Below are 16,609 nucleotides of genomic sequence, written 5' to 3' on the forward strand. Positions count from 1 at the left end.
TTATATGAGCTCCCTAGTTTAGGGAGCCTATTTTTTTTAAATGAATTCTGTATTTTATTCGTTATATAAAAAATACTAATATATTTGCAGACTTTAACAAACCCTTATCTAAACTTTAACTATGAGAAAACTTGTTTTATTTTCACTATTGATGTTATGCATAACATCTATGAACTCTCAATCCTACATGGGATTTTTGACCGACAACTACAGCGGTGTACACGGGGTAATAAGCAACCCTGCTACTATTACAGATTCAAGATTTAAAACAGATGTTAATCTAGTAGGTGTTAGCGCTTTTGTGGGCAACGATTATTATGGGGTAAACTTCTCTGATATTTTTGATGATAGTTACGAAATTGAAGACGAAGCAAGAGCATTTCCTGAAGATAAAAACAATTTGGTAGGAAATGTAGATGTACTGGGTCCCGCTTTTATGTTTAATATTAATGAAAAAAGTTCGATAGCTGTATACAGCAGAGCAAGAGCATTTTTTAATGTAAATGATATCAATGGTGAAACATTAGAAGGTGTCATTGATAATCTTGATGATAATATCGATTTCGATGTAAATCAAGGAAGCGCTTATGCGAGTGCACACAGCTGGGCAGAAATAGGAGTAACATACGCGCGAGTAATTTTTAATAAAGAACAACATTTTTTAAAGGGTGGTCTTACTTTAAAATATCTACAAGGTTTAGGTACGGCTTACGCTACAGGTAATGATTTGTCTATCGATTTTGATGCCGATGTTAATACAGGAAACGGTAGTGTTACCACGACAGGAGATGTTGCCTACGGATATAGTGAAAATTTTGAAGAAGACCTTGATGAATTCGAAATCGTGAGCGGTGCAACGGGTGTTGGAGTAGATTTAGGTTTTGTTTATGAGTGGAGACCTGATTATAAAGAATATACTTCGACCGATAGTAAAGGGAACACGTATATGCCAAAAGATGTCAATAAATATAAATTGAAGTTTGGACTATCATTAACCGATGTCGGAGCCATTTCATACGAAGGCACGCAAGAAAGTTATAACTTCAACAGAACCATTACTCAAAATGAATTTGAAGATCTCGATATTGACGAGTTAGAAAGATCATACGGGCAAGCTACTCTGGGAGCTTCAGAAAAAGCAGTTTTACCTACGGCGCTTCATGCCAATGTAGATTGGAGTATGAATAAAAGATTCTATCTTAATTTAACTACAGATCTCTCACTTACGTCCCGAGATAAAGCGAATACAAGTAGAATAGCAAATGTAGTATCTCTAACTCCAAGATTTGAAAGCAAATGGTTTAGTTTTTATTCGCCTATAAGTGTTTTACAGCATAGTGGGTTTCAGTGGGGAGCTGGGTTAAGAGCAGGTCCGTTGTATGTTGGATCTGGTTCTGTACTCTCTGTTTTATTAAGCGATGAAACAAAAGCTGCCGATGTTTATGTTGGTCTTAAAGTCCCCGTGTATCAATCCAGACCTAAAGATAAAGATGGAGACGGTGTGCTGGATAAAGTAGATGAATGTCCCGAAACTGCCGGACCAGAAGCGAACTACGGTTGCCCATGGCCTGATACCGATGGGGATACCGTATTAGATAAAGATGACCAATGTCCTGAAGAAGCTGGAGAGGTCGATAATAACGGATGCCCATGGCCTGATACTGATCAAGATGGACTGCTTGATAAAGATGATAGCTGTCCTGAAGTTGCAGGACCTCAGGAAAATTACGGTTGTCCATGGCCTGATACCGATCAGGACGGAGTACTTGATAAAGATGATAACTGTCCTAATGTAGTCGGAACAGTCGCAAACAGTGGTTGCCCAGAAGTCACCGAAGAGGTTCAAAAAACGTTAAACGAATATGCTAAAACTATATTATTTGATTCTGGTCGATCAACCATTAAAGCAGAGTCTAATCAAGTATTAGCAGATATTGTGAATATTTTAAAAGAATACCCTCTAGCTAAATTCAAAGTTGAAGGTCACACCGACAGTGCCGGAAGCGCTAAATTAAACCAAAGATTATCAGATGCCAGAGCAAATGCAGTAAAAACATTTTTGGTTGAAAATGGTATAGATCAATTTAGATTATCTGCCATAGGATTTGGTGAAGACCGACCTATTGCTACGAATAAAACCAGAGCGGGAAGAGCTCAAAACCGTAGAGTAGAAATCAATTTGGTTAAAGAATAAGATTACAATCAATAGAACTTATAAAAGAGGCTGCGTAAAGGCAGCCTCTTTTTTTAGTATTCGCCATATACGAATTGCACTAGATCAGGTTCTAGTTAAATAAGTACTAATTTGTTTTACATACCATAAAGGTTTTGTAAATTAATATTTCAAAATCTTAAAACCTTTTAAACATGAAAAACATTCAAAATTTTAAAGTACTTACGAAAAAAGAGCAAGGTGCTATTCGCGCAGCTTCTCAACAAAATAACTGTATTCAATTTGGTGATCGCTGCTGTTTTCCTGCGGCTCCTGGTATTAGCCTTTTTGAATGTGTCATCGGCGGAATATGTACCGGTTCTGGTCGTTGTATTCTTCCAGTAGCATAAACTATCACGAGGCAAAGACATTGGAATATAAATTCCGGTTTATGCAACAAAGTGGCTATTTGCAAAACAAAAAAGGCGATGTTGAAAAACATCGCCTTTGACTTTATATGAGTGAATATGCTTCTTTAAATATTGATTTCTTTTACAAATCTTCTATTGTCAAGTGTAAAATAGATTAAGTATTTACCATAGGGTACTTCAGAAAAATTATATGCTCTTTTAAAGATAGTTTTCTCATTTTCTACATTTTCTGAAAAAAGCATAACTCCTTCTTCATCATAAACAGTAACCTCTAAAGAAGTCTTATCTGATTTAGTCATCATTACTCTAACCATACGATCTTCAACTAATACTTTAGGCTTAAAAACGATAGTTGCAGACTTATTAATTAAAGCAACGCCTTGTTCATTTTTGACTACGGGAGTTACTTTAATATCAAATTGAGATTCAGTTTCGACAAAGTAAATACCATTCTCTACCGTATTCAGATTAAAATATTTTCTATAAGAAGTCATTGCGTCCAAAGTAACATCAAAAAGTATTTCTCCAGAATAATTTTTAAGATACAATTTTTGTCCCTTACTAATATTCGAAAGTGAAACATTAATTGTTGAAGCATTTTCAACTTTGACCGATAAAACATCTGAAGCTTTTATGATACTACTCCATAATAAAACTCCGCAAAGTAGGCATAGGTTAATTACTCTTTTCATAACTTTCTAGTTTTAGTTTGTTAATATTTACAGTACAAAAGTAATAGCAAAGAAAATAGTATAACACAACACAATTTACCAATTTATGTACTATTTTAGCATTTAAATTATCCAATTCAATTACAATTAGTTAATTTAACACACTTTTAATAGTGAGATCACAATTTTTTAACCGGTTTATTACAATATTTATAAATTAACCTCGCAAATTATGAATTCTACGAAACCCTCTTTAGAAAAAATAGTACCAGAATTTGGGAGTTCTATGTACTATGAAACGTTTACCCGTACAAACCAAAATAAAGCCCCTATTTGGCATTATCATCCTGAAATAGAACTCGTTTATGTAAATGGAGGCACTGGTAAGCGCCAAATAGGAAGTCACATGTCGTATTACAGAAATGGTGCTTTGATGCTTATAGGCAGTAATCTACCACATTGTGGTTTTACAGATTTAAAAACAGGAAATAGCAGAGAAACCATTGTACAGATGCTACCCGATTTTTTAGGAACTCATTTTTTCGATATTCCTGAAATGAGCGGTATAGGCAAACTATTGAGACAGGCAAAAAAAGGAATCGTGTTTCATGGAAATACCAAAAGGAAAATAGGAGCCCAAATAGAAGCTTTACGAGATCTGGAATCATTTGAAAGATTGATTGGTATTTTAAAAGTTCTTAAAGAAATGGAAAAAACTGATGAGTATACGATTTTAAATGCAGAAGGGTTTATTATAGAAACTGCAATACAAGACAATAATAGAATTAATCTCATCTTCAACTTTGTTCAACAAGAATTTATTCGACCCATTTCTTTAGAAGAAATAGCTGATAAAGTAAGTATGAGTGTTCCTGGCTTTTGTCGGTATTTCAAAAAAATTACCGGAAAAACCTTTACACAGTTTGTCAATGAGTATAGACTCGTTCATGCCGCAAAATTATTACACGAAAAACAAACCAGTATTACCGATGTTTGTTATGAAAGTGGCTTCAGTAATTTTTCTCATTTCAATAAACTATTTAAAAAATTCTCTGGAAAAACACCTAGTATGTATCGCAATGAGATGAAATATACAGTGTCTTAAATTATATCGATACTTCCTTTTCCTTCTCTAATTAAAACCGGTTCTTGCGTAGTTAAGTCTATGACTGTAGAAGGAATATTATCACCATATCCCCCATCGACAACTATGTCTACAATAGTATCCCATTTTTCTAAAATCAGTTCGGGATCTGTAGTGTATTCGATTACTTCATCTTCATCATAAATAGATGTAGAAATGATCGGGTTTCCTAAACCGTCTACTATTGCTTTACAGATAGTATTATCTGGTACTCGAATACCTACAGTCTTTTTCTTTTTAAATACGGTTGGCAAATTACTGTTTCCAGGAAGAATAAAGGTATAAGGTCCTGGCAAAGCCCTTTTTAAAAGTTTGAAAGTAGCGTTGTCGATTTGTTTTACATAATCAGATAAATTGCTTAAATCTTTACAGATAAAAGAAAAGTTGGCTTTTGCGAGTTTAACACCTTTGATTTGAGCTATACGTTCTAAAGCTCTGGTATTTGTAATATCACACCCCAGACCGTAAACTGTATCTGTAGGATAAATAATTAGTCCACCACTGCGTAAACAATCCACTACGCGTTGCACCTCTCGCGGATTGGGATTTTCGTTATATATTTTTATAAAATCTGCCATCTTTTAAACCAAACTAATGAACTGGTTTAATATCAAAGATATGTGTTCTTTTTTGGATTAATTTGAAAAATTATATTAAAAATTACCACGAATTCATCATAACTATTTCTTCTCCTTCGGTGGTTTTGAAGCGTTTCATCAAATTGGCTGTCATACACGAATGAATAGGTACAATCAATAGATAATCACCAATGGTATACTTCTTTATATGAGTACTTGGTACAGCAACAATACCATGCTCTTGTGACAAACTTTTGATATACGTACCAGGGATCAGATCACCCCACACGTTGCCTTTTTTCTCAACGATACCTCCATAAATGACACCCTCCTCATTTTTGGTGTCGAGTCTTTCTTTAGAGAAATGAACACCACCACCATAAATAACCAACTCGTTGCGATCTTCGTGAATAGCTACAATCGGACAGGCCATAGCTACCGAAATCTGGTCGACAGCGTTAGAGCCAATCCTGTGTTGCATCAGATCATAAAAAACAAAATTACCCGGTCTAATTTCATCAATACCCGAAAAATGATCAGCTATGCTACAACTTGGTGTATCCCCTAACGAAACGATTAGGTCAGGAAAATCGACGGAATATATTTTCTTCAAATTGTTCAAGACCCGAACGCATGTTTCATGAATTTCAAGAATATCTTCATGTTGATTACATTTATACGTATGCCCAGAATGCGCCAAAAAACCTTTGAAATCTAATTTCTGTGCAGCACTCGAGATCTTTAAAATTTCATTAATAATCGTTGTTTTGTTAGGTTCTAATCCCGTTCTATGATAACCTGCATCAATTTTGATAAAAAAACCAACGGTATTTCTTAAATTTTCTGACAAGTATTTAGCAGTATCAACGGATTCGACCAGAACATTAAGATGTACTCTTTTGGCCAACGCGTTGATACGATCAATCTCTAAAATATTCGTAGGAAAAGCCACAGTAATATCATTCCACTCTTCGGCGAAATAATCGGCCATTTCTAATGATGAAACGGTTATCTGTTGTACACCATATGCTTTAAACCATCTACCAATTTCAAGAGATTGATGTGTTTTGAAGTGCGGCCTGAAAGTAAGATCATGTTTTTTGGCTTTCAGCGCCATCTCTTGTATATTTTTTTTACATTTTGCAACATCCAAAATCAACGATGGTACTTGTATCATGAGTATTTGGTTTTAATTCTGAGATTCAGTTATACGAATATCCGTGATTTAACCTAAACGGTTTGCGTCAAGCTGAATACTGAAACGAGTTCAGCACAGGCTCGTTTCAGCTTCTCATCTCAATGTACTGAAAATAAACTTAATGAGATCCTGAAATGAATTCAGGATGACTTCTCAGTTAAATTTTAGGTATAATAACAGACAATCAATTTTAGTTATCTACAACTTTTAACTTTGCAAACCTCAACAACAATTTCTTAACACCTCCTTTTTCAAAATTAATCTCTGCTTTTTTATCTTGCCCTACTCCTTCCAACTTCATAATTTTTCCTATTCCAAAACGCATATGTTCAACGACTACGCCTGCAGCAAGATGATCATGACCTATGTTGGATGGTGTATCACTAGTCGATATTTCATTCCCAACAGGTCTAAGTTTACGTAATTTTTGCAATTGCTCTTGCGTAGGTTTATGAGCCAAAGGCGGTGATCCAGAAACAGGTTTTTTAAGTCGTAATTTACTTTTATCTATTTCTCCAAATATATCGGCATCGATTAAGGGCTTATATCGATAATTTTCTACCGGAGTCACATATTCGAGATACTCATCGTCTATTTCTTCAATAAAGCGACTTGGCTCGGCATCAACTAACTTACCCCAACGATACCTGGATTGTGTATAGGTTAAGTAGGCTTGCTTTTCGGCTCTTGTTAGCGCTACATAAAATAAACGTCGTTCTTCTTCCAATTCACTTCTGGTATTCATACTCATACCCGACGGAAACAAATCTTCTTCCATACCTACAATATATACGAAAGGAAACTCGAGCCCCTTTGCCAAATGGATGGTCATCAACGCAACTCTATCATCATCACCGGTATCCTGATCCAGGTCTGTAGCAAGCGCTACATCTTCAAGAAACTCTGCCAATGATCCGGTGGCATCTTCTATTTCCTTTTGACCTTCGACAAAATCACGAATACCGTTCAATAACTCTTCAATATTTTCAATTCTGGCAATTCCCTCTGGTGTCCCGTCCTTTTTTAATTCCTGAAGTAATCCGGTCTTTTTTGCAACTGTTTCAGCCAGTACAAAAGCATCAGATGTTTGATTGGTAATCTGAAAACTTTTAATCATATTCATGAAGTTTTCCAGACGCGTTTTTGTACCGCTATTAATTTTGAGGTTTATTCGATCCAGATGCTCTATAACTTCAAAAATAGAACGATCATAATGGTTTGCAGCAACTATTAATTTATCTACTGTGGTTGCACCAATACCTCTGGCCGGATAATTGATAATACGTTTTAAAGCCTCTTCATCTTTAGGATTAATAATCAAACGTAGATAGGCCAATACGTCTTTAATTTCTTTGCGTTGGTAAAACGATAAACCGCCATAAATTCGATATTTTATATCTCGTTTACGCAACGCATCCTCAATAGCTCTGGATTGAGCATTAGTTCGATACAATACAGCAAACTCCCCATTTCCGAGTTGCTTGTGCATTTGATTTTCAAAAATTGAACTTGCTACAAATCTACCTTCATCACCATCGGTAAGTAATCGATTCACAATAATTTTTGGTCCGGGATCATTAGCAGTCCAAACTACTTTATCAAGTTTAGTTTTATTTTTATCAATAATAGAGTTTGCGGCTTGTACAATATTTTTTGTAGATCTGTAATTCTGTTCCAGGCGATATTGTTGCACATGATCATAGTCTCTTTGAAAATTGAGAATATTATTGATGTTCGCTCCGCGGAAGGCATAAATACTTTGTGCATCATCTCCTACCACACATATATTTTGAAACTTATCTGATAAAGCCCTTACGATTAGATATTGCGAATGATTGGTATCTTGATACTCATCTACCAAAATATATCGAAATCGATTTTGATACTTTGCCAGTACTTCAGGAAAACGATTTAATAACTCATTCGTTTTCAATAAAAGATCATCAAAATCCATTGCTCCTGCCTTAAAACAACGATCTACATAGTGTTGATATATCTCACCCATTCTCGGGCGTTTCGCCATAGCATCAGCCTCAACTAATTCTGCATTTTGAAAATAGGCTTTGACCGTAATCAGACTATTTTTGTAGGACGAAATTCTCGAATATACCTGTTTGTATTTGTAAACATCTTTGTCTAGCCCCATTTCTTTAATTACAGAAGCTATCAATCGTTGTGAATCTTGCGTATCATAAATAGTGAAATTAGAAGGATACCCAAGCTTATCTGCTTCAAACCGAAGAATTTTTGCAAAAATAGAATGAAAAGTTCCCATCCATAGATTTTTTGCTTCGCTAGCCCCAACAATATTTGCAATTCGCTTTTTCATTTCGCGTGCTGCTTTATTGGTAAAGGTTAATGCCAGTATGTTAAATGGATCGACACCCTGGTGCATCAAATAAGCAATCCTGTAGGTTAGCACACGTGTTTTTCCAGAGCCGGCACCGGCAATTACGATCATAGGTCCATCTTTCTGTAGTACAGGAGCCCGTTGCGCATCATTCAATTCTGCTAAATACTCTTCCAAACGTGACAATTTTAAATGATTCGAAATTTAAGCAAAGAAAGCCTTTTTTAAAACTCATAAAGCGTCTTTTTGTAAACAAATAACAGTCAATAACTTTAGCTCATTCCATGCTATTGAAATCACACAAAATTTCACTCAAAATTCTTACAACATGTAGATAATCTTAAAATAAAATAGATAAAGTGCAATATTTTAAGATAAAATGTATTATATTTAAAAAATTGATAGGAAAGTTTACAACAAAATACCTGATGTCTGTATTGAAAATAGTAAGAATGACGCACTCATTTTAAACTATACAGAATTGTATAAGATTTCCTAACAATTACTATACAATATACTTAAAATACTAATCTAAAATGTAATCGTATGGCCCCAGACATAAATGTACAAGTTATTGAAAAAGAGCAGATCAAATTTTTAAAATTTCCAAAAGAAGATGTTCTAGACAAACGAAAAGATCAAATTGATAGGTTTCTAGAACTGCAAAGAGCACTTTCTCTGGGAAACCTTGAACATCAAAAAGTAAAAATTATTTTTGTAGACGATACCGGATTTAAAAAAGTGGAAACGACCATTTGGGGTATTACAGATAAAGAAGTTATTCTAAAACGATCTACCATTATACCGCTAGAACGCATCCTTAGTATTTCATAAACTATGCCAATATAATTTTTGTATACCGTATTTTTGAATATCTTTAAATACCAAAAAATATAGATTGAAAAATACGCTATTCATAGTAGTACTATTTATAATTCCTGTAATGATGTATGCCCAAAAAAAAGCTGAAATCATTTCAGGATACGGAGAAACATTTGAAGTAAGTAACCCAGATTTCAAAACAGACACCCATAATAGCTTGAAGGTGGTTTTTGATGTAGGTCGAACTTTTGAAGATAGTACCTCGATAAATCCACTCTTTAACACTGCCGCACGTTATGTAAACATGCATGTAAATGCCGGAGTACCCGCCAAAAATATTAATGTAGCGTTAGTTGTACATGGTGACGCGATTACTGATATATTATCTAATAATCGATATCAGGAAAAATATGGTATTGATAATCCTAACGCTACACTAATTAACGCATTATCTGGTGCCGGAGTACAAGTCATTCTTTGTGGTCAAACTACGGCATATAGAGGTGTTTCAAAAAAGGATATCTTACCCGAAACACATATTGCGCTATCTGCTATGACAGCACTCGTACAATTACAAAACGGAAATTACCGACTTATTAATTTTTAATATCATGAGTATACAAACACAATCTACCTTATTGATCATTTGGCTTACTATTTTTACATCTACCATTCGTGCTCAAAAAATTGACCCTGATGTTGATGCAATGGCCAATAAATTGGAAAATAAAGTTATTGAATGGAGAAGAGATTTTCATCAAAATCCAGAACTTTCAAATAGAGAATTTAAAACTGCAAAAAAAATTGCAGAGCACCTTAAAGGTTTAGGTATTCAGGTTACTGAAAATGTTGCGAAAACCGGGGTAGTTGGTATTTTGAAAGGCGATAATCCTGGTAAAACCGTAGCCCTTAGAGCAGATATAGATGCATTACCTGTTACTGAAAGAGTCGATGTACCGTTTAAATCCACAGTAAAAACTACCTTTCTTGATACCGAAGTTGGAGTGAGTCATGCCTGCGGTCACGATACACATACCGCTATTTTAATGGGAGTAGCAGAAATTCTCAGCAAATACAAAGAAAAAATAAAGGGTACGGTTAAATTTATATTTCAACCCGCAGAAGAAGGACCCCCACCAGGTGAAGAAGGCGGCGCCAAACTGATGATTAAAGAAGGAGTCTTGAAAAACCCAGATGTAGATGCAATTTTTGGTTTGCATATCAACTCGGGTACCGATGTAGGAAAAATTCGCTATAAACCAGGAGGTACCATGGCGGCTGTAGAGCGTTTTGTTATTAATGTAAAAGGAAAGCAAACACATGGGTCTGCCCCTTGGACTGGTGTGGATCCTATATTAATTTCTGCCAAAATAGTAGACGGTTTACAAACCATCATAAGTAGAGAATCTCCCCTGGTCAACGAGGCTGCAGTAATTACAGTTGGTAAAATTACGAGTGGGGTGCGCTTTAATATCATTCCTGAAACTGCAGAACTTATAGGAACGGTGAGAACTCTGGACCCCCAAATGCGTGAACTTATTATTCGAAGAATGAAAGAAATGGTACCGTCTATAGCAAAAACCTATGGCGGAGAAGCAACAATTGATTTTCAAAACAATACGTCGATTACCTACAACGATCCGGACTTGGTTAATATGATGTTACCAACCATCCAGAGAATTGCAGGTCCTGAAAATGTAATTTTATCAAAAGCCACTACCGGCGGAGAGGATTTTTCATATTTTCAAGAAGTAGTGCCTGGATTTTACTTTTTTCTGGGAGGAAAAACCCCGGGAGCCCAGAATGCCGCTTCACATCATACCCCAGATTTTTATATTGATGAAAGTGGTCTTAAACTTGGAGTAAAAGTCATGTCTCAACTTACGTTAGACTACCTCAACGCCCAATAGATATCTCAACTGTATATGCAAAGTATCTTCGACTTACTCAAATCAATACCCTGGTGGCTATGGATGATTATCTTTCTATTGCTAATAGCGATAAAAGATATTTTCTTTAACAGAAAACATACGATCAATCATAACTATCCTATAATCGGTCATTTTAGATATATGCTTGAGAGTATCGGTCCAGAAATACGACAGTATTTTGTAGCCAATAATCGAGAAGAACTCCCTTTTAATAGAATCGAGCGTAGTTGGGTATATGCATCCTCAAAAAACGAAAATAATTATGAAGGCTTTGGTACCGATAGAGATATCTATGAACACCAGCATATTTTTGTTAAAAATTGCATGATTCCCTTCAAAATAGAAAAAGATCATCCTAATAAAATGGACACCTCTTTTCTTCCTTGCGCAAAAGTCATGGGAGCTTATAATCAACGTAAAAAACCGTATCGCCCTGCATCAATTATCAATATATCTGCGATGAGCTATGGCTCTCTTTCTGCAAAAGCAGTCGAGGCTTTAAATATTGGGATTCAAAAGGCAAACGCTTTTCAAAATACTGGGGAGGGTGGTCTTTCACCCTATCACAGCAACGGAGGTGATGTTATTTTTCATTTTGGAACCGGATATTTTGGGGTTCGAGATGAACAAGGGAATTTTTCTATACAAAAAATGAAAGAGCTGGTACAAAAAAATCCGTTTATCAAAGCTATCGAAATCAAATTATCGCAAGGTGCCAAGCCCGGAAAAGGAGGGGTACTGCCCGGAGCGAAAATATCTCCTGAAATTGCAAAAATAAGAGGGGTTACACCTGGAAAAGATGTATTATCACCATCTTCGCATACCGCCTTTACTACGGTTCCTGAACTTTTACAATATATTGAAGACATTGCTGCGGCAACCGGATTACCTGTTGGTATTAAAGCTGCTATTGGTAAAACAGAACAATGGGAAGCGCTTGCTGATCTTATGGTGAAAACAGATCGCGGACCAGATTTTATTACTATTGACGGTGGCGAAGGCGGAACCGGAGCCGCTCCGCCAAGCTTTGCCGATCACGTTTCATTGCCTTGGGTGTATGGATTTACTGCGATCTACAAAATATTTCAACGTCACAAATTAACCGACAGAGTAGTTTTTATAGGAAGTGGAAAGCTGGGTTTCCCTGCCAAAGCAGCTATGGCATTTGCCATGGGAGTTGATTGTATCAATGTAGCACGCGAAGCCATGATGAGTATAGGTTGCATACAAGCGCAGGTATGTCATACCAATCGTTGTCCTAGCGGAATTGCTACCCAAAGCACATGGCTTCAAAACGGTATTAATGTACCGTTAAAATCGGATCGGCTGGCACAATATTTTAAAACATTTCGAAAAGAATTTATAGAAATTACGCATGCTTCGGGATACGAACATCCGTGTCAGTTTACAATGAAGGATATCGAATTGAACGTTGATGATGGGGAGCTGACCAGAACCTTAGAAGACTCATTTAAATATGCAAAAGATCCTGTTGAATTTTCAAGTAGTAAAGATTTAAAACAATGCATGTACCTTGGAGGATCCTACTCATAATACACACAAATTAATTTTCAAAAAACTACCATGACTATAGAAATCATACCCTTACTTATTTCATTAATTCCAACAACGCTGGTAACCGTACTGGCTATTTATTTTTTTAAACAACATACCAACAATGAAGAAAGGCGTCGCAGGTTTCTTTTACATCGGGAACATCAAAAGCAAGCATTTCCGTTGCGATTACAAGCGTATGAACGTATGGCACTATTCTTAGAAAGGATTGCCCCTGGCAAATTGTTATTTCGAATGACGCCAGTAGATAATGACAAAAAAGGATATGAGGCATTACTTGTGAATACGATAGATCAAGAATTTGAACATAATCTTACGCAACAAATTTATGTATCTGACGAATGCTGGAATACGATTATTGCTGCAAAAAACGCTACTATTGCCTTAGTTCGAAAAATCACACTTAAAGAAGATGTAAATTCTGCCGATCAAATGAGAGAAGCCATTTTGACTTATCTTGTAGAAAACGGAGCTCCAAGTGAAGCTGCACTTTTAAAAGTTAAAGAAGAGGTTGGTAATTTATTATGATTTTAACCCGGATTATGCAATAGAACTTCGTAATGAGAGTTGAAAGCCCAATAAAATCAAGGCTTTTATTGATTTTAGCATAGCATCGTTTTGGTTAAATCAAAAAAGGCAGCTCTGCAATTGATTTTGAAGGGATTTCAGCTCGGAATAGATTTTCTATTGCATAATCCGGGTTTAATGATATAGCATGATCATCCGGCCATATCAATATCCTTCAATTTATTATCTTCGGCATGTCTGGCCTTTTCAGCAGCGTATTCGTAACCTTGGCGCCACCAATTACCCATTAATTTTTTGTTAAAGATTAAAGAATTCTCTGTAAGTTTAGACGGTGTATAATATAAATTGAGTGGTACATCTTTATTGATAGCCGCTAATTTACCAACAATTGTATCATGACCTTCTACCTGATCGAGCATATAACTAAATAAATTTACCATTAAAGAGAATGGGTTTTTGCCTAGTATTTTGTTATGTTCCATATTTTCAGACTCTAATATAATAGCATCGACCTCGGTTGCTCCTCTTCGTATCGCCTCTCTAATAGGTACCATACATCCAAATCCACCGTCGGCATACTCACATCCATTTTTGGTGGCCAAACTCATAAAAGGCACATAATTACAAGATATCCAAATCCAATCACAAAAATCTTCATAAGAAAAATCATTAATCGATTTGTATTCGGTTCTATTTTTGGTAAGATTAGAAACAGTGACTACTACGTCTTTGGCTGTTTTTCGGATCAAGCGGAATTCGGCTTCAGATAAATTTCTTCTAATAGCCCGTCTCAAATTTTTACTTTCGCCAAATGTGCGTTTCCTTTTCATAAACTGCCATAGTGATGAAAAAAAGTTCACCGATACAAATTCTCGATTCCCCTTTTTTCGAACAATAAAAGGATTTACGTTAAAAATAGTATGTTGATTTACATTGGTATAGATGTCGTACATACGACTAATATTTCCTAATGCCAGTTGGGGAATCAGGAGGCTTCCCGTTGATGTTCCCAGAAAAAGATCGTATTTTTTACCTTGTTCTTCTATTAAATATTGAGCCACTCCTCCTGCATAAGCACCTTTACTGCCGCCTCCAGAAATTACCAATGCACGCATATCATATGGTTATGGGGTTAGTTTATTTCGTAAAAATTCTTGTTGATTCCTTGATAAATCATCTTTTAAAACTACATATTTCTTTTTATATTTTTCATCTTTTAGCAATTTATCAAGAATTTTCCTGCAAGCATTTCGAAATCGCCAATTGTAGTGTGTTGCGCCATCTACTAAATGAAGTAAGGTCGTATCAGAAAAAGCCTGTAAACTTTCGAGGTAAGAGAAAGCATGTTCACGAGCGCTAAAATGATATGTAGGCGCTGTATATCCAGCGAGTTCGTTATAAAATTTTTGATGCTGATCTGTTTGATAATTTGGAGTACTTAACGCCAATACCAGCCAAAGTATACGAACATTCTTATTTCTAAAACCGATACTATTTTTGGTAGTTTCTAAATATTCTTCTCGTTTTTCAGGAAAATTAGCCCACAAATGATACAATGCAGGCTCGATCGTAGCGTATGAAGGATCCTTTAACAAGGTCTCGTATACTTTTTGCAAGTCCTTTGGTATCGTGCTCAATGTATTGGCAATAGCCTGCCGGATAAAAATATTATCTGTTGCAAAAGCTTTTTCATAAAGAGCAATAGCTTCTGGACCGGTTTCTCCGGCTAATTGATAAATAACTTCTTGACCAAGATATTCGTTAACCGGCGGTTTAAGGGTGTTTGAAAGTGCTCCCCATTTCCCTGCCATAGGTTGTGTGCGTTCTTGTGCCAGATTAAGGTAGTCTTTGATAAAAGTAGCCTGTGTTAATAACGCCAGAGCCTCTTTTGATGGAAACATTACATTTTCTAACCATAACTTTTTGAAATTACTCAAATCCTGACCACTTACCTCTGCAGCGATATTTATGAAATCATTAGTTGTAACATTTTGAAATTTGTAGCTTTCGAGATAGTTATGAATGGTAATTTTAAAACTGGTATCTCCTATCAAATCTCTTAATGCATACAATGCCCAGGCCCCTCTTTGATAAAAGGTTAACGAACTCGCTGTGGGATCTAAAAGTGCAGTAGCATTCTTCGTTTTTGAAAGTGCTGTAAGTTGTTCTGCACTCTCATAGTATTTGAATAAGAAATAATCCTCTCCAAATATTTCTCGTTCTGCCAGTAATGCATAATACGTAGCGAAACCTTCTTGTAACCAATGATGTTTTCCTTCTGTTTCGGTGACTAGATTTCCAAACCATTGATGTGCCAATTCATGAGCATTCACATTGATATAATTTCTATCGACAAAGGCTTGCTCATCGATTAGGAAGGCATCAGAAAAAATGGTAGTCCCTGTATTCTCCATGCCTGCATACAAAAAGTCTTTCACAGGGACTTGCTTATAATTTTGCCAGGGATATGCAAATCCTATTTCCTTTTCTAGGTAATCGAAGATCCGCTTACTATGCCTGTACGTAGATTCAAATTTGTTTTTTTCTTCAGGATAATAGTACAAGAGTAGAGGCGTCCCATTTGTAGAAGTCTCAATAACTTTTTCGTATTTACCAATTACTAATGCTATCAAATAACTACTCATAGGGTCTTTCATATCATACACCCATCGTTGTATGGAATCGTTAACCGAGGTGGTTTTTTGAAGCTTTCCATTCGCTATAACTTCGTACCCTTTGTAATAATCTATAGTAAGATCAAACTCAACTTTCTCGTTCATATCATCAAAACTTGGTAACCAGTTCGAGGTATACTTGCCCTGCCCTTGCGTCCATATCTGATCATTTCCCCAATAATCCTCGAGAAAATACAAAGCCTTTGTAGGAGTTGCTGTAAATTGGATATCGATAATGTGATCTGTACCTGCTGTAAACGTTGATGGGATAGTAATCTTTTTACTGTCGTACTCGTATTTAACGTTCTGGTCATTTAAAAGTACCTCTTCAATAGACATGTTTTGTGCGTCGATATAGACAGATTTTGATTCTTTCAAAACCTTGAAAGCATACTTCACCCCTCCTATTACTTTCTTCGTCTTCGCATCAATAGTAACCTCAACTTGTCCTTTTAAAAAATCAAAATTTTCTATTTGCTGGGCGATACTTCCAAAGGAAATACACCATAAAAAAACATACAAAATACTTCTCATAGTATAATTTGATCAAATGT

Annotated in this window: 14 protein-coding genes; 8 read left to right on the forward strand and 6 right to left on the reverse strand. The window is 35.8% G+C overall.

Annotation, left to right across the window (positions count from 1 at the left end):
- Positions 1 to 121: 121 nt before the first annotated feature.
- Together J8281_RS11250 and J8281_RS11255 are read left to right on the forward strand one after the other, a co-directional pair.
- Positions 122 to 2,194: a DUF5723 family protein gene (locus tag J8281_RS11250; protein WP_210197721.1), complete on the forward strand. Its 2,073-nt coding sequence runs from the start codon at positions 122 to 124 to the stop codon at positions 2,192 to 2,194.
- A 173-nt stretch (positions 2,195 to 2,367) separates the two neighbouring features.
- Entirely contained in the window at positions 2,368 to 2,562 is a 195-nt protein-coding gene (locus tag J8281_RS11255) for a hypothetical protein (protein ID WP_210197722.1), read from the forward strand.
- 125 nt (positions 2,563 to 2,687) lie between these two features.
- Here J8281_RS11255 and J8281_RS11260 read toward each other — a convergent pair whose 3' ends face one another.
- The gene (locus tag J8281_RS11260) at positions 2,688 to 3,275 is read right to left on the reverse strand and encodes a hypothetical protein (protein ID WP_210197723.1); all 588 of its coding nucleotides are present in this window, start codon (positions 3,273 to 3,275) and stop codon (positions 2,688 to 2,690) included.
- 211 nt (positions 3,276 to 3,486) lie between these two features.
- On the opposite strand from J8281_RS11260, the gene J8281_RS11265 reads away from it, so the two are divergent.
- A complete protein-coding gene (locus J8281_RS11265) occupies positions 3,487 to 4,359 on the forward strand; it encodes an AraC family transcriptional regulator (protein ID WP_210197724.1) in 873 nt (290 codons plus the stop codon).
- Here the strand turns inward: J8281_RS11265 and J8281_RS11270 are convergent.
- The 3 genes from J8281_RS11270 to J8281_RS11280 form a co-directional block, all read right to left on the reverse strand.
- Positions 4,356 to 4,976 (reverse strand): L-threonylcarbamoyladenylate synthase, encoded by a 621-nt coding sequence (locus tag J8281_RS11270; protein WP_210197725.1) that lies wholly within the window; start codon positions 4,974 to 4,976, stop codon positions 4,356 to 4,358. The genes J8281_RS11265 and J8281_RS11270 overlap by 4 nt on opposite strands.
- 82 nt (positions 4,977 to 5,058) lie before the next feature.
- On the reverse strand, positions 5,059 to 6,153 hold the full coding sequence (locus J8281_RS11275) for an alanine racemase (RefSeq protein ID WP_210197726.1): 1,095 nt from the start codon (positions 6,151 to 6,153) through the stop codon (positions 5,059 to 5,061).
- 211 nt (positions 6,154 to 6,364) lie between these two features.
- Positions 6,365 to 8,701: an ATP-dependent helicase gene (locus tag J8281_RS11280; protein WP_210197727.1), complete on the reverse strand. Its 2,337-nt coding sequence runs from the start codon at positions 8,699 to 8,701 to the stop codon at positions 6,365 to 6,367.
- Positions 8,702 to 9,070: 369 nt separating this feature from the next.
- Between J8281_RS11280 and J8281_RS11285 the strand changes: the two genes are divergently transcribed.
- From J8281_RS11285 to J8281_RS11305, 5 genes are all read left to right on the forward strand, one after another.
- Positions 9,071 to 9,358, forward strand: coding sequence for a hypothetical protein (locus J8281_RS11285; protein ID WP_210197728.1), 288 nt, complete (start codon positions 9,071 to 9,073; stop codon positions 9,356 to 9,358).
- Positions 9,359 to 9,422: 64 nt separating this feature from the next.
- Positions 9,423 to 9,953 carry a DsrE family protein gene (locus J8281_RS11290; RefSeq protein ID WP_210197729.1) on the forward strand — a complete coding sequence of 177 codons (531 nt, stop codon included), beginning with the start codon at positions 9,423 to 9,425 and terminating at the stop codon, positions 9,951 to 9,953.
- A gap of 4 nt (positions 9,954 to 9,957) precedes the next feature.
- Entirely contained in the window at positions 9,958 to 11,256 is a 1,299-nt protein-coding gene (locus tag J8281_RS11295; RefSeq protein WP_210197730.1) for an amidohydrolase, read from the forward strand.
- Positions 11,257 to 11,271: 15 nt separating this feature from the next.
- Positions 11,272 to 12,831, forward strand: coding sequence for an FMN-binding glutamate synthase family protein (locus J8281_RS11300; protein WP_210197731.1), 1,560 nt, complete (start codon positions 11,272 to 11,274; stop codon positions 12,829 to 12,831).
- A gap of 30 nt (positions 12,832 to 12,861) precedes the next feature.
- Complete coding sequence (locus J8281_RS11305; RefSeq protein WP_210197732.1) at positions 12,862 to 13,380, forward strand: hypothetical protein; 519 nt, start codon at positions 12,862 to 12,864, stop codon at positions 13,378 to 13,380.
- A 191-nt stretch (positions 13,381 to 13,571) separates the two neighbouring features.
- Here the strand turns inward: J8281_RS11305 and J8281_RS11310 are convergent, their stop codons facing one another.
- Entirely contained in the window at positions 13,572 to 14,495 is a 924-nt protein-coding gene (locus J8281_RS11310; protein WP_210197733.1) for a patatin family protein, read from the reverse strand.
- A gap of 9 nt (positions 14,496 to 14,504) precedes the next feature.
- A complete protein-coding gene (locus J8281_RS11315) occupies positions 14,505 to 16,589 on the reverse strand; it encodes a M1 family metallopeptidase (protein ID WP_210197734.1) in 2,085 nt (694 codons plus the stop codon).
- Positions 16,590 to 16,609 lie beyond the last annotated feature (20 nt).

Source organism: Aquimarina sp. U1-2, assembly GCF_017897595.1.
Classification (GTDB): domain Bacteria; phylum Bacteroidota; class Bacteroidia; order Flavobacteriales; family Flavobacteriaceae; genus Aquimarina.

What these genes read in the sequence shown, in the direction of transcription:
- J8281_RS11250 (WP_210197721.1), top strand. Translation starts at nt 122, where the DNA reads ATGAGAAAACTTGTTTTATTTTCACTATTGATGTTATGCATAACATCT.
- J8281_RS11255 (WP_210197722.1), top strand. Translation starts at nt 2,368, where the DNA reads ATGAAAAACATTCAAAATTTTAAAGTACTTACGAAAAAAGAGCAAGGT.
- J8281_RS11260 (WP_210197723.1), bottom strand. Translation starts at nt 3,275, where the DNA reads ATGAAAAGAGTAATTAACCTATGCCTACTTTGCGGAGTTTTATTATGG.
- J8281_RS11265 (WP_210197724.1), top strand. Translation starts at nt 3,487, where the DNA reads ATGAATTCTACGAAACCCTCTTTAGAAAAAATAGTACCAGAATTTGGG.
- J8281_RS11270 (WP_210197725.1), bottom strand. Translation starts at nt 4,976, where the DNA reads ATGGCAGATTTTATAAAAATATATAACGAAAATCCCAATCCGCGAGAG.
- J8281_RS11275 (WP_210197726.1), bottom strand. Translation starts at nt 6,153, where the DNA reads ATGATACAAGTACCATCGTTGATTTTGGATGTTGCAAAATGTAAAAAA.
- J8281_RS11285 (WP_210197728.1), top strand. Translation starts at nt 9,071, where the DNA reads ATGGCCCCAGACATAAATGTACAAGTTATTGAAAAAGAGCAGATCAAA.
- J8281_RS11295 (WP_210197730.1), top strand. Translation starts at nt 9,958, where the DNA reads ATGAGTATACAAACACAATCTACCTTATTGATCATTTGGCTTACTATT.
- J8281_RS11300 (WP_210197731.1), top strand. Translation starts at nt 11,272, where the DNA reads ATGCAAAGTATCTTCGACTTACTCAAATCAATACCCTGGTGGCTATGG.
- J8281_RS11305 (WP_210197732.1), top strand. Translation starts at nt 12,862, where the DNA reads ATGACTATAGAAATCATACCCTTACTTATTTCATTAATTCCAACAACG.
- J8281_RS11310 (WP_210197733.1), bottom strand. Translation starts at nt 14,495, where the DNA reads ATGCGTGCATTGGTAATTTCTGGAGGCGGCAGTAAAGGTGCTTATGCA.
- J8281_RS11315 (WP_210197734.1), bottom strand. Translation starts at nt 16,589, where the DNA reads ATGAGAAGTATTTTGTATGTTTTTTTATGGTGTATTTCCTTTGGAAGT.